Here is a 17,241-nt window from a genome sequence, read left to right on the forward strand (position 1 = left end):
GGCGCTGGTCACGCTGGCAGTCAAGGAATCGTCGCATGTCGAACAGCCTGAAAGAGGCGCCTCGCCCGGTCCGCGTCGGGGTGGTGGGCGTCGGGGTCATGGGTGCGAACCATGCCCGCGTGCTGGCCGACCTGCCCGGTGCCGAACTGGTGGGCATCGCCGATCCCGATGCCGCCCAGGCCGGCAAGGTCGCCGGGCTGCTCGGCTGCGCCGCGGTCGCCGATGTCGAGGCGCTCACCGCGCTCGGCGTCGACGCGGTGGTGGTCGCCGCTCCCACGCATCTGCATCACGACGTGGCGCTGGCCGCCATCGGCGCCGGCGCGCATGTGCTGGTGGAGAAGCCGATCGCTCCCAGCGTCGCCGAGGGCGAGGCCATCGTCGCCGCCGCCAGGGCCCGCGGCGTCGCGCTGATGGTCGGCCATGTCGAGCGCTTCAACCCGGCGGTCGAGGCGGTGAAGAAGGCCATCGACGGCGAGGAGATCCTCTCCATCGGCATCACCCGCGTCGGGCCGTTCCCGCCGCGCATGTCGAATGTCGGCGTGGTGATCGACCTCGCCGTGCACGACATCGACCTGATCTGCCATTTCACCGGCTCGGAGATCGCCGAAATCCAGCCGCAGGTGAAGGCGGCGGTGGCCGAGCGCGAGGACATCGCGCTCCTGCAGTTCCGCACCGCCAACGGCGTGCTGGCGCACATCAACACCAACTGGCTGACGCCGTTCAAGGCGCGCACGGTGCATGTCGCCACCCGCAAGAAATACGTCATCGGCGACCTGCTCACCCGGCAGGTGACCGAGTGCTTCGACTACAAGCCCGATGGCAGCTACTCCATGCGCCATCTGCCCGTCGCCTATGCCGAGCCCTTGCGCGTCGAGCTGTCGCGCTTCCTCGCCGCGGTGCGCGGGGAGGCGGCCCCGCCGGTGACCGGCGAGGACGGCGTCGCCAGCATCGCCACCGCCATTCGCTGCCTGGAAGGCCCCGAGGCCGCGCGCCCGGCTTCCGTTTCGACCGCGCGCGCCCGCGCCGCCGTCTAGTCCGAGAGACCGACATGAACGACCATGTGAACGCCAACGCCGCGCCGCTTCCCTTCATCGACGTCGCCTCGCAGCGTGCCCGGCTCGGCACCCGCGTCGACGAGGCGGTGAAGCGCGTGCTCGACCATTGCCGCTTCGTCAACGGCCCGGAGGTCATCGAGCTGGAGAAGCAGCTGGCGGCATTCGCCGGCGCGAAGCATGCGATCTCCTGCTCCAGCGGCACCGATGCGCTGGCGATGCTGCTGATGGCCTGGGGCGTGAAGGCCGGCGATGCGGTGTTCTGCCCGGCCTTCACCTTCTGCGCCACCGCCGAGGTGGTGCCGTGGGTGGGGGCGACGCCGGTGTTCGTCGACGTGCTGCCCGACACCTTCAACATGGACCCGGCGAGCCTCGAGGCCGCCATCGCGGTCGCCGAGCGGCAGGGGCTGAACCCCCGCGTGGTGATCCCGGTCGACCTGTTCGGCCAGCCGGCCGACATGGACGCGATCCTCGCCATCGCCAGGGCGCATGGGCTGAAGGTGCTGTGCGACACCGCGCAGGGCTTCGGCGCCACCTGGAACGGCCAGCGCACCGGCTCCTTCGGCGATGCCTCCGCCACCAGCTTCTTCCCGGCCAAGCCGCTGGGCTGCTTCGGCGACGGCGGCGCGGTGTTCACCGATGACGACGATCTGGTGCCGGTGCTGAAGAGCGTGCGCGAGCACGGGCAGGGCGTCGACAAATACGAGAACGTCCGCATCGGCATGACCGGCCGCCTCGACACCATCCAGGCGGCGATCCTTCTGGAAAAGCTCGCCATCTTCGAGGACGAGATCGCCGCCCGCGACCGCGCCGCCAAGCGCTACAACGAGGCGCTGGCCGATGTGTGCACCGTGCCGGTGGTCGATCCGCGCGCGACCTCGGTGTGGGCGCAGTACACGATCCGCCTGCCGCACGGGGTGCGCGACGGGCTCGCCGCGGCGCTGCAGAAGGAAGGCGTGCCGACGGCGGTGTATTACCGCATCCCGATGCACCGGCAGCCGGCCTATGCGCACTATCCCGCCGCCGGCAACGGCCTTCCGGTGAGCGAGGCGCTGGCGGGCGAGGTGATCAGCCTGCCGATCCACGCCTATCTCGACGAGGCCTCGCAGGACCGGGTGATCGCCGCCGTGCGCCGGGCGCTGGGGAAGTAGGGCGGGGCGCCGGCCTCACATCCGTTTCGGAATCGAGCGACGTCATGCCCGGACCCGTTCCGGGCATCCACGTCTTGGGTAGGGCCCGGCGCACCAGGCGGGACCGCGTGGATGGCCGGGCCAAGCCCGGCCATGACGGCTTGCCCATGGACGGGCTGCGCGGGTTTCAGGCTTCGTTCCCTGCCGGGAGCGATTGTTCGCACAACCGAGTCGTCAATCCTCGCACGTTTTCGTACGATGGTCCGGTTCTGGAAGGAGCCGCTCCATGGCACCACCCGGGCTGAAGCGCATGACGCCCGAAGAGTTCTTCCGCTGGCCCGGCGAGGAGGGCGTCCGCTATGAACTGGTGGACGGTTTTCCGCTCAAGGCGATGACCGGGGCGAGCCAGCGTCACGATACGATCACGCTGAATATTCTGGCGACGCTGCGTCGCAAGTTGCGTGGCTCCCCCTGCCACGCGCATACCGCCGATATCGCGGTGGCCACCATGTCGGGCAATATTCGGCGCCCTGACGCGCAGGTCGATTGCGGTACGCGCGCCGATACCGCCTTCGAAGCCACCGCTCCCCGCCTCGTCGTCGAAGTGCTGTCGCCCTCCACGCGCCAGACCGACCTCGTGCGCAAGCTGGAGGAGTACAAGGCGCTGCCGTCGCTCGCCTATATCCTGCTGGTCGAGCCGGATTTGCCGCGCGCCCTGCTTTGGTGGCGCGCGGCGGGCAGCTCCTGGGAGCTCGCGCAGTTCGACGGCCTCGACGGGGCGATCGACCTTTCCGCCATCGGCACCGAACTCACCATGGCCGAGCTCTACGAGGACGTCGCCTTTCCCGACCCGCTGGCGGGGGAGGGCGGGCTCCGTTAGGGTCCGCGCGACCTCACCGCAGCCGGGCCTTCCATGATTCGTTCCATCTTCTCGGTCGGCGGCTGGACGCTGCTGTCCCGGCTCACCGGCTTCCTGCGCGACATCATGATGGCGGCGGTGCTCGGCGCCGGGCCGGTGGCCGACGCCTTCTACCTTGCCTTCCGCCTGCCCAACCATTTCCGCGCCATCTTCGCCGAAGGGGCCTTCAACACCGCCTTCATCCCCGCCTATGCGCGGGTGAAGACGCAGGAGGGGACCGCCAAGGCGGCGCGCTTCGCCGATGGCGTGCTCTCGGGCGTGGTGGTGGTGCAGCTCGCGCTGCTGGCCTTCGCCCTGCTGGCGACGCCGCTGGTGGTGGCGACGCTGGCGCCGGGCCTCGCCGACGACCCGGAGCGCTTCGCGCTGACCGTCGACTATACCCGCATCACCTTTCCCTATCTCGGGCTCATCGCGGTGGTGACGCTGGTCGGCGGCGTGCTCAACGCCAATGAGCGCTTCTGGGCGGCGGCGGCGGCCTCGATCCTGCTGAACGTCGCCATGGTCGGCACGCTGAGCGTCGCCGGCTGGTTCCCGACCGCCGGCGACGCCGCCGCCTGGGGCGTGCTGATCTCCGGCTTCCTGCAGGTGGGGCTGCTGGTGTTCGACGCCGAGCGGCACGGGCTGGGCCCGCGCTTCGCGCTGCCGCGGCTCGATCCCGAGACCCGGCGCTTTCTCATCGCGCTCGGGCCGGCGATCCTCGGCTCGGCCGGGCTGCAGCTCGCCATCTTCGCCGACACCATCGTCGCTTCCTTCCTGCCGCAGGGATCGGTCGCGGCGCTGTTCTATGCCGAGCGCATCTACCAGTTGCCGGTGGGGGTGATCGGCATCGCTGCCGGCATCGTGCTGCTGCCGGAGATGTCGCGCCGCGTCGCCGCCGGTGACGAGGCCGGCGCCCGTCATGCCCAGGCGCGGGCGCTGGAGCTCATCCTGCTATTGGTGCTGCCCTTCCTCGCCGCCTGCCTCATCGTGCCGGAGGAGATCATGCGCGGGCTGTTCCTGCGCGGCGCCTTCACCGGCGAGGCGGCGCGGGCGGCGGCGCAGACGCTGGCGGCCTATGCCATCGGGCTCATCCCCTTCGTGGTGATGCGCGCCTTCATGTCGCCCTTCTACGCCCGCGGCGATACCCGCACGCCGGTGATCGCCACGCTGGGCGCCGCGGTGGTGAACATCGCGCTGAAGGTGTGGCTGATGGACGATTTCGCGCAGGTGGGCCTCGCCTTCGCCACCTCGGTCGGCGGCTGGATCAGCCTCGCTTTGCTGATCGGCTTCGCGCTGCGCCGCGGCTATGGGTGCGGCGATGCGGCGCTGCTCGCCCTGCTGCCGCGCCTCGCCCTCATCGGGCTGGGCGTCGCCGCGGCGCTGTTCGCCGCCGTGCGGTTCGGCGAGCCGCTGATCGACGCGCTGCCCGGCCTGCATGACGAGGCGAAGCTCGCTTTGTGCGTCGCGGCAGGCGGCGGCGCCTATGTTTTCCTGATGGCGATATTGGTGGGTCCGCGCCGGCTCAAGGCCTTGCTGCGCCCCTGATCGATCACACGATCGTATGAATTTTATTGCTTACGCAGTGCAGCAAAACTGTGTTACCCACCCTAACGACAATGCCGGTCGACGAGGGATGGCGGCCCCCGTCGAGCGGCCCGACGCGCTTTGAAAAGGCGTCGGAGATGCTGGTCCCGGAGTTGAACTCATGACGTTTCTTCCGCTTCGCCGTTTGGCGCCCGTTCTCGTCCTGGCCGGGCTCGGGCTCGCCGCCTGCTCGGACCAGAAGCAGCAGCAGGCCGCCGCGCCGCAGGCGGCGCCGGTGACGGTCGCCAAGCCGCAGGTGAAGCAGATCACCGATTATGACGAGTATGTCGGGCGCTTCACCGCCGTGGACCTCGTCAATGTCTATGCGCGCGTCTCCGGCTATCTGGACAGCATCAACTTCACCGACGGCCAGCTGGTGAAGAAGGGCGACCTCTTGTTCAGCATCGACAAGCGGCCGTTCCAGGTGGCGCTCGACCAGGCCAAGGCCAACCTGCAGAAGGCGCAGGCGGATGTCGACTTCGCCGCCTCGGACCTGCAGCGCGCCCAGACCCTGATCGAGGACAAGACCTCGACCGCGATCTCCAAGCAGACCTACGACCAGCGCCTGCAGACCGAGCGCTCGGCCCGCGCCTCGGCAATGGCGGCGCAGGCGGCGGTCGACGCCGCGCAGCTCGACCTCGACTTTACCCAGCTGCATTCGCCCGTCACCGGCCGCATCGGCGACCGCAAGGCCTCGGTCGGCAACCTCGTCACCGGCGGCTCCGGCGGCACCAATACCAATACGCTGCTCGCCACCATCGTCTCGCTGGACCCGATCTACTTCGAGTTCACCTATGACGAGGCCTCCTATCTGCGCTACCAGCGCCTCGCCAAGCAGATGGGCGCCGACAACAAGCCGATCACCGTCTATCTGGCGCTGATCGACGAGAAGGGCTTCCCGCACCAGGGCACGCTGAACTTCGTCGACAACCGCATCAGCGAGACCACCGGCACCATTCGCGGCCGCGCGGTGTTCGCCAATCCCGACGGCGCTTTCACGCCCGGCATGTTCGGCCGCGTGCGCGTGCCGGCGGCCGCGCCGCACGATGCGGTGCTGGTGCCGGACGTCGCCATCGGCACCGAGCAGACCCGCAAATTCGTCTATGTGATGCAGCCGGGCGGCGAGCCGCAGGTGCCGCAGATCAAATACGTCACCCTCGGCCGTCAGGAGGACGGGCTGCGCGTCATCACCTCGGGCCTCGGCAAGGATGACCTCGTGGTGGTCAACGGGCTGGTGCGCATCCGTCCCGGCGCGAAGGTGATCGGCAAGCCGGAAGAGGCCAAGCCGGCCGCCGCCCCGGCGGGCGAGGGCGCCGCCGCCAAGCCCGCCAACTGAGCGCGGGAGCCTCGGACATGAAATTCTCGCACTTCTTCATCGATCGCCCGATCTTCGCCTCGGTGGTCTCCATCGTGGTGATGATCCTCGGCGCGGTGGCGTATATCTCGCTGCCGGTCGCGCAATATCCCGACATCGCCCCGCCGGTGGTGAACGTCACCGGGCAGTTTCCCGGCGCCTCGGCCGAGACGGTGGCCGACACCGTGGTCTCGCCGATCGAACAGCAGATCAACGGCGTGGAGGGGATGCTCTACATCTCCTCCAACTCCACCGCCGACGGCCGCTTCTCCATCGCGGTGACGTTCGACATCGGCACCGACCTCGACATCGCGCAGGTGCAGGTGCAGAATCGCGTCTCCACCGCGACGCCGCGCCTGCCGCAGGAAGTGCAGCAGATCGGCGTGACGGTGGCGAAGTCCTCGCCGGACATCCTGATGGTGGTGAGCCTGTTCTCGCCGGACGATTCCCGCGACAGCCTGTTCATCTCCAACTACGCCAACCTGCAGATCAAGGACCAGCTGCAGCGCGTGCCGGGCGTCGGCTCGATCACCGTGTTCGGCTCGCGCGACTATGCGATGCAGGTCTGGCTCGACCCGCAGAAGATGCAGGCGCTGAACCTCGCGCCCACCGACATCACCGCCGCGCTGCAGGCGCAGAACGTGCAGGTGGCGTCCGGCGTGCTGAACGCGCCGCCGGTGGAGAACCAGCTCGCCTTCCAGGTGGCGGTGCGCACGCTCGGCCGCCTGTCGACGCCGGAGGAGTTCGGCAACATCGTGGTGCGCCAGACCGGCGACGCCGTGGTGCGGCTGCGCGACGTCGCGCGCATCGACATCGAGGGGCAGGACAATTCCTCGATCTCCTACTTCGATTCCAAGCCCTCGGTGGCGCTCGGCATCTTCCAGCTGCCGGGCTCCAACGCGCTGGCCACCGGCCAGGCGATCGAGCGCGAAATCCAGAACATCGCCAGGAGCTTCCCGGCCGGCCTCGCCTATTCGACGGCCTACAACCCGACGCAGTTCATCGCCGAATCGGTGAAGGCGGTGGAGCACACCATCTTCGAGGCGATCATCCTGGTGGTGATCGTGGTGGTGCTGTTCCTGCAATCCTGGCGGGCGGCGATCATCCCGATCCTCGCGATTCCCGTGTCGCTGATCGGCACCTTCTTCATCATGAGCCTGTTCGGCTTCTCGCTGAACAACCTGTCGCTGTTCGGCCTGGTGTTGGCGATCGGCATCGTGGTGGACGACGCCATCGTGGTGGTGGAGAGCGTCGAGCACAACATCTCGACGGGACTCTCCCCGCGCGATGCCGCCTACAAGACCATGGACGAAGTGGGCGGCGCGCTGGTCGCCATCTCGCTGGTGCTGGCCTCGGTGTTCATCCCCTCGGCCTTCATCACCGGCATCTCCGGCGAGTTCTACCGCCAGTTCGCGCTGACCATCGCCGGCTCGACGCTGATCTCGCTGCTGGTGTCGCTGACGCTGTCGCCGGCGATGTGCGCGCTGCTCCTGAAGTCGCACGATCCCGACTACAAGCCGGCCTGGTACGCCCGGCCGATCACCGGCTTCTTCCACTACTTCAACAAGGGCTTCAACGGCCTGTCGCACGGCTATGCCTGGCTGACCGGCCGGCTGGTGCGCTTCGCGGTGCTGGTGCTGATCGTCTATGCCGTCATCCTCGCCGGCGGCCTGCAGATGTTCCGCTCCACCCCGCAGGGCTTCATCCCGGCGCAGGACCGCGGCTACCTGATCGTCGCCTCGCAGCTGCCGGGCGGCGCCTCGCTCACCCGCACCAACGAGGTGATGACGCTGGCGGCGCAGAAGGTGCTCTCCACCCCCGGCGTCGCCCATGTGGTGAACATCGTCGGCTTCTCCGGCGCCACCTTCACCAATGCGCCGAACGCCGGCGCCATGTTCGTCATCCTCGGCCCGGCCGACGAGCGCGCCAAGCATCCCGAGCAATCGGCGAGCGCGATCCAGGGCGCGCTGTTCGGCAAGCTCGCCTCCATCGAGGAGGCGTTCATGATCGTCGTGCAGCCGCCGCCGGTGAACGGCATCGGCAATGCCGGCGGCTACCGGATGATGATCGAGGATCGCGGTGGGCGTGGCTATGAGGCGCTGCAGGGCGCGGTCTACGCCATGATGGGCCGGGCCAACCAGACGCCGGGGCTCAAGCAGGTCTACTCGCTGTTCGAGACCTCGACGCCGCAGCTGTTCCTCGACATCGACCGCACCAAGGCGCAGCTGCTCGGCATCAACATGGCCGACGCCTTCTCGACGCTGCAGACCTATATCGGCTCGACCTATGTCAACGACTTCAACCTGTTCGGCCGTACCTACCGCGTGCAGGCGCAGGCCGACGCGCCCTATCGCCTGACGCCGGACGACCTGCTGAAGCTGCGGGTGAAGAACGCCGACGGCGAGACGGTGCCGTTCGGCTCCTTCGCCACGGTGCGGGACATTTCCGGCCCCTACCGCGTGCCGCGCTACAACCTGTATCCAGCGGCCGAGCTCGACGGCGACGTCGCCGGCATCTCCCAGGGCCAGGCGATCCAGCTGATGCAGCAGATCGCGGCCGAGACGCTGCCGGACGGCTTCTCCTATGAATGGACGACGCTGGCCTTCCAGCAGGTGAGGGCTGGCAACACGGCGATCTTCGCCTTCGGGCTCGGCGTGGTGTTCGTCTTCCTGGTGCTGGCGGCGCAATATGAGAGCCTGACCCTGCCCCTTGCGGTCATCCTCATCGTGCCGATGTGTCTGATCGCGGCGGTGACGGGCATCCTCATACGCGGCCAGGACAACAACATCCTCAGCCAGGTGGGCTTCATCGTGCTGATCGGCCTCGCGGCGAAGAACGCGATCCTGATCGTCGAGTTCGCCAAGCAGCTGGAGGACCGGGGCTCGACCCGCTTCGAGGCGGCGATCCAGGCGGCGCAGCTGCGCCTTCGGCCGATCATCATGACCTCGCTGGCCTTCATCCTCGGCGTGGTGCCGCTGGTGATCGCCACCGGCGCCGGCGCCGAGCTGCGCCAGGCGCTGGGCACGGCGGTGTTCTCCGGCATGATCGGCGTGACCTTCTTCGGCCTGCTGTTCACCCCGACCTTCTATGTGGTGTGCCGCTGGCTCGCGAGCTTCGGCGAGAAGCGGCGCGCCCGCAAGGAAGCGGAGAGGGCCGCGGCGGGCGGCGCCCACTAGGCCGCTCGCCCTCGCCAACAGAAAAGGCCCCGCTGCCGATGGCCGCGGGGCCTTCTTTCGTTCCGCGCCCGGTGTGGCGCGCCGCAGGGTTCAGTCCAGCACGGCGGCCTTCAGCAGGCACACCATGGTGGCGTGCGCTGGCTCGGTGCCGGTGTTGCGGATGACGTGGCGGCGGTCGCAGCGATAGCGCAGCGTCTCGCCGGCGCGGGCGACTTCGTTGATGTCGGCGCATTCCACTTCCAGCTCGCCGGACAGCACCGACAGGCATTCGATGGAGCCGCGCTGGTGGCCATCCGACACCAGCTCGCCGCCGGGCTCGGCGACGAAGTCGAACCATTGCAGCCATTCCACCGTCTTGATCCAGCCGGTGATGGTGAGGCGGCACTTGCCGTCCTCCGAGACCAGGATCGGCGTGTCGGCGCGGGTGAGGTGCTCGACGAAGGGCTCGTCGTCGGTGGCGGCGAGGAAGCGCTCGATGGAGACGTCCAGCGCCTGCGACAGCCGCCACACCGTGGCCAGCGTCGGGTTGGTCTCGTTGCGCTCGATCTGGCTGATGATCGACTTGGCCACGCCCGACTGCTCGGAGAGCTCGGACAGCGACAGGTTGTAGGTCTTGCGCAGCCGCTGGATGGTGCGGCCGAGCTGCCCGGTGATGGCCAGGGCGCCGGCTTCCATGCCGCCACGATCCAAGCTGCGCGTGCGGCCGGACATGCTGTCTCCTTCGTCGATGGACGCGAATTTTACGGTGCCGCGCCGTGCCGGCGCAAGCGCGGCCGCAACCGGGGCCGCGGGGCGAACAATGTTGTGCCCACGCGAGCGCACCGCGACAAGGGCGGTGCGGAATCGCTCCGCCGGCGCTAAGTTGCCGGCATGACCGAGCCGCTCCTCCCCAATTTCGACGATGTCGTCTCCGCCGCCGATCGCCTGCACGGCGTGGCGGTGCGCACCCCCCTTCTGCATTCGGCGCGCCTCGACGCGCTGACCGGCGGGCGGGTGTTCCTCAAGGCCGAGCCGTTGCAGCGCACCGGCTCGTTCAAGTTCCGCGGCGCCTGTAACCGCATCTCCCGCCTGCCGGAGAGCCAGAAGACCGGGGGCGTGGTCGCCTGCTCCTCCGGCAACCACGCGCAGGGCGTGGCGGCGGCGGCCACCCTGATGGGCATGCCCTCGGTGATCGTGATGCCCAAGGACGCGCCGGCGATGAAGAAGGCGCGCACCATCGCCTTCGGCGCCGAGGTGGTGGAATATGACCGCGAGACCGAGGATCGCGACGCCATCGCCAATGCCATCGCCGCCGAGCGCGGCGCGGTGTTCGTGCCGCCTTACGACGATTTCCACATCATCGCCGGGCAGGGCACGGTGGGACTGGAAATCGTGCGCGACCTCTCCGGGCGCGACCTCGCGCCGGACGTGGTGATCTCCAATGCCTCCGGCGGCGGGCTGGTGTCCGGCATCGCGCTGGCGGTGAAGGAGATGTTCCCCGAGGCGCGGGTGCTGACCGCCGAGCCGGCGGGCTTCGACGACCATGCACGCTCCTTCCGCGCCGGCGGCCGCGAGCGCAACAACCGGGTGTCCGGCTCGATCTGCGACGCGCTGCTGGCGCCGACGCCGGGGCGGCTGACGTTCCAGATTTCCTCGCACCTGGTCGGCGAGGGCGTCTCCGCCACCGACGAGGAGGTGATGCGGGCGGTGGCCTTCGCCTTCGAGGAGCTGAAGCTGGTGGTCGAGCCGGGCGGCGCGGTGGCGCTGGCGGCGGTGCTGGCCGGCAAGGTGGATCTCGCGGGCAAGGTGGCGGCGGTGGTGCTGTCCGGCGGCAATGTCGATGCCGGCATGTTCCAGCGCTGCCTCGATTTCGCGGCGGCGGAGCCGGCCTGAGGCGCGGGGAGGTGCCAACGGAGCGCCGTCGCTCGCGATGGCCGATCTCCAGAGCCACCTCATCCTGAGGTGCGAGCGATAGCGGGCCTCGAAGGATGTTCGCTGAAGCGCATCCGGGCGAGCATCCTTCGAGGCTCGCCTGACGGCGGGTACCTCAGGATGAGGGCGTTCCTTGGGGACTGAGACCTCCGTGCGGGTCTCGGGAAGCGAGATCCGGGGCGGGAAACCCGCCGATCACCCCGCCAGCGCCCGGGTGCGCTCGGCCGCGGTTTGCGCCTGCTCGACATTGTCCAGGAATTGCCGGGTGCAGGCACGCCAATCGTGGCGCAGCGCGAAGGCGCGCGGGGCGTCCCGGCCGATCTCCAGCGCGGCCAGCGCCGCGCGGCGCAGATCGTTGTCGAGCACGCCGACCGGCGCGCCGGCCGGGGCCGAGCCGATGACATCGAGCGGGCCGGCGACCGGGAAGGCCGCCACCGGCAGGCCGCTCGCCAGCGCCTCCAGCAGCACGATCCCGAAGGTATCGGTGAGGCTGGGGAAGACGAAGACGTCGGCCGCGGCATAGGCGCGGGCGAGCGCCTCGCCTTCGCGCAGGCCGAGGAAGCGGGCTTCCGGGTGCTTCGCCTGCAGTTCCGCACGCGCCGGTCCGTCGCCGACCACCAGCTTGCTGCCGGGCAGGTCGAGATCGAGGAAGGCGCCGATGTTCTTCTCCACCGCCACCCGGCCGACATAGAGGAAGATCGGTCGCGGCAGGTCGAGCAGCGGGTCGACGAGCCGGTCGGCGGCGCGCTCGGCCTCGTCGCGCGGGCGGAACAGCTCGGAATCGACGCCGCGCGACCAGGGCAGCAGCCGCAGGAAGCCGCGTTTCTTCAGCTCGGTCTCGATGGTCGGCGTGGCGACCATGATGCCGGCGCCGGCATTGTGGAAGCGCCGCAGCCAGGCATAGGACAGCGCCCGCGGCACCGGGGCGCGGGCGGCGAGATATTCCGGGAAGCGGGTGTGGTAGCTGGTGGTGAACACCCGCCCGCGCGCCAGGCAGACGCGGCGCGCCAGCACGCCGATCGGCCCCTCGGTGGCGATGTGCACGAAATCGGCGCCGATATCGTCCATCCGCCGCGCCACCATGGCGCGGGTGGCCAGCGCCAGCCGCACCTCGGGATAGGTCGGCATCGGGACGGTGCGGAAATCCTGCGGCGTCAGGAAGGAAATGCGGGCGCCGAGGGACGCGGCCTCGCGGGCGGTGTGCTCCAGCGAGCGGACCACGCCGTTGACCTGCGGGGCCCAGGCATCGGTGGCGATGAGAATGTGCATCAGGCGGCGACTTTCGGGGCGGGCAGCGCGACCGGCAGCTCGACACCTTCGCGCGAACGGCGCGCCCAGTCGATCATCTCGAAGCGCCCGTCGGGATGCTCGACGATGGCGGTGCAGCTTTCCACCCAGTCGCCGCAGTTCAGATAGTCGACGCCGAAGCGGTCATGCATGACGGCGTGGTGGATGTGGCCGCAGATGACGCCGTCCACCTTGTGCCGGCGCGCCTCGTTCGCCACCGCTTCCTCGAAGCGGCCGATGAAGTTCACCGCGTTCTTCACCTTCAGCTTGGCCCACTGGCTGAGCGACCAGTAGGGGAAGCCGAGCTTGCGGCGGCACCAGTTGAGATAGGTGTTGACGCCGAGCGCGGCGGTGTAGGCGCCGTCGCCCAGGAAGGCGAGCCATTTGGCGTGGCGCACCACCACGTCGAACACGTCGCCATGGATGACCAGGAAGCGCTTGCCGTCGGCGGATTCGTGGATGGCGGTCTCCACCACCTCGATGCCGCCGAAATGGCTGCCGTAATAGTCGCGCAGGAACTCGTCGTGATTGCCCGGCAGATAGACCATGCGCGCGCCCTTGCGGCCCTTGCGCAGCAGCTTCTGCACCACGTCGTTATGCGCCTGCGGCCAGTACCAGCCCGAGCGCAGCCGCCAGCCATCGACGATGTCGCCGACCAGATAGATGGTGTCAGCGTCGTGCCAGCGCAGGAAATCCAGCAGCATGTCCGCCTGGCAGCCCTTGGTGCCGAGATGGACGTCCGACAGGAAGATGGTGCGGTAGCGCCGGGCGTCGGGTGCGTCGTTCACCGCGAAGGGCCTCCCCCGTCATTGCGCCACCGCAAGCCAGAGCGGGCGCTTCCATAGGGTCATGACGGCAGATAGCCCGACTCGGGTCACGATTTTATGACACGCGCCCCGTCGTGAAATCCCGTTGTCACAGAGGCGATGGTCGCGATCTCAAAGGAACAGCGTGACCACGCTGAGCGCCACCAGCCCGCCCATGACGATGTTGAGGATGCGGTGCTGGCGCGGCGTCGAGAGCAGGCGGCCGATCAGCACGCCGAAGCCCGCCCATACCGCGAGGCAGGGAAGGCTGAGCAGGCCGAGCACCGCGGCGATGAGCAGCACTTCGGCGAGCAGCTCGCCGCCCGGCGTGGTGAAGGCGGGGATCACGCTGAGCGCGAAGGCCCAGGCTTTGGGATTCACCCACTGGAACAGCGCCGATTGCAGGAAGGTGGGCGGCCTCTCCATCGCGGCGGCGCCCACGCCGCCGGCGGCGCTGGCGATCTTCCAGGCAAGGAACAGCAGATAGGCGCCGCCGACCAGCTTCAGGATCCAGTGCAGTTGCGGCACGGCAACGAACAGGCCGCCGAGCCCGAGCCCGACCGCCACCACCATGATCGCGAAGCCGACGGCGACCCCGAAGATCTGCGGCAGGGTGCGGCGGAAGCCGAAGGCGGCGCCGGTGCCGGCGGAGATCATGTTGTTCGGCCCCGGCGTGATGCCCCCCGCGAGGCCGAACAGGATGAGGGACAGGATCGGCAGGCTCATGATCACCACTTGAACGCCGCCGGCACGAGCACGGCGCGGCTAGAGCTAGTGCCGCCGCCGGGGCTCCGCAACCCGGAATCGACGCGCGGGCGGCGCCGGCTTGCCTCGCGCCGCCGGGCGGACGATGATCCCGGCCATTCCGATCAAGATGAGGATGACGACATGAGACTGGTGCGCTTCGGCGCTCCCGGACGGGAGAAGCCCGGCCTGCTGGATGCCAACGACGTGGTGCGCGACCTCTCCGGCGTGGTGGAGGACATCGGCGGCGCGGCGTTGACGCCGGAAGGCCTCGCGCGGCTCAAGGCGATCGAGCCGGCCTCGCTGCCGGCGGCGGCGCCGGGCGTGCGGCTCGGCCCCTGCGTGGCCCGGCCCGGACACTTCATCGCGGTCGGGCTCAATTATGCCGACCATGCCGAGGAATCCGGCATGGCGATACCCGACGAGCCGGTGCTGTTCTCCAAGGCGCCGAACTGCATCGTCGGGCCCAATGACGACGTGATCCAGCCCAAGGGCTCGACCAAGCTCGACTGGGAGGTGGAGCTCGGCATCGTGATCGGCGCGCGCACTCGCTATGTCGAGGAGAAGGACGCCCGGGCACATATTGCCGGCTTCTGCCTCGCCAACGACGTGTCCGAGCGCGCCTTCCAGATCGAGCGCGGCGGCCAGTGGATCAAGGGCAAGAGCTGCGAGACCTTCGGGCCGCTTGGCCCCTTCCTCGCCACGCCGGACGAGGTGGGCGACGTCGGCAAGCTCGCCATGTGGTGCGACGTGAACGGGGAGCGGCGCCAGCGCGGCTCGACCGCCACCATGATCTTCGGCGTCGACTTCCTGGTGTCCTATATCAGCCAGTTCATGGTGCTGGATGTCGGCGACGTGATCATCACCGGCACGCCGCCCGGCGTCGGGCTCGGCATGAAGCCGCCGCTCTATCTCAAGCCGGGCGACGTGATGACGCTCGGCATCGAGAAGCTGGGCGAGCAGCGCCAGAAGGTGGTGCCCTTCGAAGGATGACGGACCCGGCCGGGCGGCGCAGGCCGCCCGGCCGGAGCGTGAGCCGCCCGCTCCCGCCTCAATGCGCGCAGAGCAGCGGCAGCGGCGGATTGGCGATCAGCGAGGCGGTGACGCCGCCGAGCACCAGCTCGGTGAGCCGCGGGCGGCTATAGGCGCCCATCACCAGGAGATCGGCCTTGTAGGCTTCGGCCTCGGCGGTGATGACCTTGGTGGGGTCGCCTTCGGCGTGCCGGTGCTCGGCATTGACGCCGTGGGTCTTGAGGAAGCCGGTGAGGCGCGCCCCGCTCTCCGACGGCGCGGCGCCGTTCTCGCCTACGGTGAGCACCAGCACCTGATCGGCGGCCTTGAGCAGCGGCAGGGCGAGGCGGACGGCATGGCCGGCCTCGCGCGAGGGTTTCCAGGCCACCGCCACCCGGCCGATATGCGCGGGGACCTTCTTGCCGGTGGGCACGACCACCACCGGCGCCGTCGAGGTCAGCGCCAGATGCTCCGGCAGGATCGCCGCCAGCGCGTCGTCACTGGTGCCGGAGACGGTTTCGCTGACCACGATGACATCGGCGAAATCGGCGGCCTGGCGCAGTTCGGACGTCACCTCGCCATCGACCACGCTCCAATCGGCGGGGAGGGCGGCGGCCGCGACGGCGGCATCGAAGCGGGAGCGGACCTCGGCTTCCTTCTCGCGCGCTTCGCGCTTCAGCTCGTTCACATAGATCGACAAGGCGCGCCCGACGCGCGGTACCCCGGCGGGATAGAGCGTGTAGAGCGCCACCAGCCGGGCGCCGGCCTGCTTCGACAGGGCGACCGCATAGGCGAGCCGGTCATTGAACCCGCTGTCGGGCGCGGCGTGGAGGAGAACGGTGCGTAGGGACATGATGCCACTTCCATCGATCGACGTTCGGAGAAACCGTACGATATTACGCTACGTCAGAATTCCCAGGCATCGGATAAATCGCCGCTGGCGAAAACCCGTCGCGCCCTGGCCGGCAGCCTCCCACGCCCGCCTGCCGATGCGTGATCACGAGCGCGCGATATACCGCCTATTGCATTGCAGCAGATTGGAGCCGCACTAATCTGCTGCGCGCCGGAAGGGCTGTCGTCCGGTTTTGCAAGGAGCGCATTCATGATGAGCCGTAAGGCGGCTTTTGCCGTCGCCGCCGTGGTTTCCGCCATTGCCGCCACCAGTGTCCTCGCGCAGGATCCCGTTGCCGAGCGCGAGAAGCTGATGAAGGAGTGGGGCCAGGTGACACGTCCGGTCGGCGCCATGCTGAAGGGCAGCCAGCCTTTCGACCTCGCCGCCGTGCAGGCGGCCCTCGACAGCTATGCGAAGAATGCCGCGGCCTTGCCCGCGCTTTTCCCCGCCGGATCGGACGGCGGCAAGACCGAGGCGCTGCCGGCGGTGTGGACGAAGAACGCCGAGTTCAACGCGCTGTTCGTCAAGTTTGGCGCCGACGCCACCGCCGCCCGGGCGGCGATCACCGACGAAGCGAGCTTCAAGGCCAATATTCCCGACGTGATCCGAACCTGCGGCACCTGCCACCAGACCTTCCGGGCCAAGAGCTGAGATGAGCCAGGCCGACATCTCCCGCGCGCCGGCCTCGGCCGGGCTGGCCTCGCAGGCCGGGCCGGCGACGGTGCTGGCCTGGGACCTGCCGACGCGGCTGGCGAAATGGACGCTGGCGGCGCTGGTCGGGCTCGCCTTCGCCAGCAAGTATTACGGCGATGTCGGCCTCGTCTGGCACATGTGGAACGGCCTCGCCATCCTCACCGTGCTGGTGTTCCGCCTGCTCTGGGGGCTGGTGGGCGGCAGCACGGCGCGCTTTGCCGGCTTCCTGCGCGGGCCGGTGGCGGCGATGGGCTATCTTCGCGGGCTCGTCACCGGCCGCAAGGTCGCCTATCTCGGCCACAACCCGCTGGGCGGGTGGATGACCATCGCCCTGCTGGCGGCGGTGGGCGCCCAGGCCGTGGCCGGGCTCTACACCACCGACGACATCATCGTCGAAGGGCCGATGGTGGCGGCGGCGAGCTCGGAGGCGGTGTCGCTCGGCTCGATGCTGCACCAGCGGATCTATCCGGTCCTGCTGGGGCTGATCGGCCTGCATGTCGTGGCCAACATCGCCTATTCGCTGTTCGGCGGCGACAATCTGGTCAAGGCGATGGTGACCGGCCGCAAGCCGGCCGCCGCCTATGCCGACCGCGCGGCGGCGACGCCGGGGTCGATCCTCGCCGCGCTGGCCTGCCTCGCGGTGGCGGCGGCAATCGTGTTCGGCGGCATTGCGCTGGCGGGCGGAAACCCCTTTCCCTGAACG

The 17,241-nt window shown here is 69.2% G+C and carries 15 protein-coding genes; 10 read left to right on the forward strand and 5 right to left on the reverse strand.

From position 1 onward, the window contains the following. The first annotated feature begins 35 nt into the window (after window positions 1-35). From KHC19_RS23375 to KHC19_RS23400, 6 genes are all read left to right on the forward strand, one after another. On the forward strand, window positions 36-1,034 hold the full coding sequence (locus tag KHC19_RS23375) for a Gfo/Idh/MocA family protein (RefSeq protein WP_213355899.1): 999 nt from the start codon (window positions 36-38) through the stop codon (window positions 1,032-1,034). 14 nt (window positions 1,035-1,048) lie between these two features. Further along, the gene (locus KHC19_RS23380; RefSeq protein WP_213355900.1) at window positions 1,049-2,203 is read left to right on the forward strand and encodes a DegT/DnrJ/EryC1/StrS family aminotransferase; all 1,155 of its coding nucleotides are present in this window, start codon (window positions 1,049-1,051) and stop codon (window positions 2,201-2,203) included. Between the two features lie 265 nt (window positions 2,204-2,468). Continuing rightward, the gene (locus KHC19_RS23385; protein WP_213355902.1) at window positions 2,469-3,062 is read left to right on the forward strand and encodes a Uma2 family endonuclease; all 594 of its coding nucleotides are present in this window, start codon (window positions 2,469-2,471) and stop codon (window positions 3,060-3,062) included. A gap of 33 nt (window positions 3,063-3,095) precedes the next feature. Further along, window positions 3,096-4,625, forward strand: a complete 1,530-nt coding sequence (murJ, locus tag KHC19_RS23390; RefSeq protein ID WP_213355904.1) for a murein biosynthesis integral membrane protein MurJ — start codon at window positions 3,096-3,098, stop codon at window positions 4,623-4,625. Between the two features lie 160 nt (window positions 4,626-4,785). Next, window positions 4,786-6,000, forward strand: coding sequence for an efflux RND transporter periplasmic adaptor subunit (locus tag KHC19_RS23395; protein ID WP_213355906.1), 1,215 nt, complete (start codon window positions 4,786-4,788; stop codon window positions 5,998-6,000). Window positions 6,001-6,017: 17 nt separating this feature from the next. Next, a complete protein-coding gene (locus tag KHC19_RS23400) occupies window positions 6,018-9,194 on the forward strand; it encodes an efflux RND transporter permease subunit (protein WP_213355907.1) in 3,177 nt (1,058 codons plus the stop codon). 90 nt (window positions 9,195-9,284) lie between these two features. On the opposite strand, the gene KHC19_RS23405 is transcribed toward KHC19_RS23400, so the two are convergent. Next, a complete protein-coding gene (locus tag KHC19_RS23405) occupies window positions 9,285-9,905 on the reverse strand; it encodes a helix-turn-helix domain-containing protein (RefSeq protein WP_213355910.1) in 621 nt (206 codons plus the stop codon). Between the two features lie 159 nt (window positions 9,906-10,064). Here KHC19_RS23405 and KHC19_RS23410 point away from each other — a divergent pair, with 159 nt between their 5' ends. After that, window positions 10,065-11,066 (forward strand): threonine ammonia-lyase, encoded by a 1,002-nt coding sequence (locus KHC19_RS23410; RefSeq protein ID WP_213355912.1) that lies wholly within the window; start codon window positions 10,065-10,067, stop codon window positions 11,064-11,066. Between the two features lie 234 nt (window positions 11,067-11,300). Here the strand turns inward: KHC19_RS23410 and KHC19_RS23415 are convergent, their stop codons facing one another. The 3 genes from KHC19_RS23415 to KHC19_RS23425 all read right to left on the reverse strand — a co-directional run bounded on the left by KHC19_RS23415 (window position 11,301) and on the right by KHC19_RS23425 (window position 13,924). Continuing rightward, a complete protein-coding gene (locus KHC19_RS23415) occupies window positions 11,301-12,374 on the reverse strand; it encodes a glycosyltransferase family 4 protein (protein WP_281418589.1) in 1,074 nt (357 codons plus the stop codon). Then, window positions 12,374-13,180 (reverse strand): UDP-2,3-diacylglucosamine diphosphatase, encoded by an 807-nt coding sequence (locus KHC19_RS23420; RefSeq protein WP_213355913.1) that lies wholly within the window; start codon window positions 13,178-13,180, stop codon window positions 12,374-12,376. Before KHC19_RS23420 ends, KHC19_RS23415 begins: the two co-directional genes overlap by 1 nt. A 150-nt stretch (window positions 13,181-13,330) precedes the next feature. Beyond that, on the reverse strand, window positions 13,331-13,924 hold the full coding sequence (locus KHC19_RS23425) for a LysE family translocator (protein WP_213355914.1): 594 nt from the start codon (window positions 13,922-13,924) through the stop codon (window positions 13,331-13,333). Window positions 13,925-14,086: 162 nt separating this feature from the next. Here KHC19_RS23425 and KHC19_RS23430 point away from each other — a divergent pair, with 162 nt between their 5' ends. Then, a complete protein-coding gene (locus KHC19_RS23430; RefSeq protein WP_213355916.1) occupies window positions 14,087-14,935 on the forward strand; it encodes a fumarylacetoacetate hydrolase family protein in 849 nt (282 codons plus the stop codon). Between the two features lie 58 nt (window positions 14,936-14,993). On the opposite strand, the gene KHC19_RS23435 is transcribed toward KHC19_RS23430, so the two are convergent. Continuing rightward, window positions 14,994-15,806, reverse strand: coding sequence for a universal stress protein (locus KHC19_RS23435; protein ID WP_213355918.1), 813 nt, complete (start codon window positions 15,804-15,806; stop codon window positions 14,994-14,996). A 249-nt stretch (window positions 15,807-16,055) separates the two neighbouring features. Between KHC19_RS23435 and KHC19_RS23440 the strand changes: the two genes are divergently transcribed. Continuing rightward, window positions 16,056-16,496 (forward strand): c-type cytochrome, encoded by a 441-nt coding sequence (locus KHC19_RS23440; RefSeq protein ID WP_213355920.1) that lies wholly within the window; start codon window positions 16,056-16,058, stop codon window positions 16,494-16,496. Between the two features lies 1 nt (window position 16,497). Beyond that, window positions 16,498-17,238: a cytochrome b/b6 domain-containing protein gene (locus KHC19_RS23445; protein ID WP_213355923.1), complete on the forward strand. Its 741-nt coding sequence runs from the start codon at window positions 16,498-16,500 to the stop codon at window positions 17,236-17,238. Window positions 17,239-17,241 lie beyond the last annotated feature (3 nt).

Origin of the sequence: Ancylobacter oerskovii, assembly GCF_018390555.1 — a bacterium.
Taxonomy (GTDB): domain Bacteria; phylum Pseudomonadota; class Alphaproteobacteria; order Rhizobiales; family Xanthobacteraceae; genus Ancylobacter; species Ancylobacter oerskovii.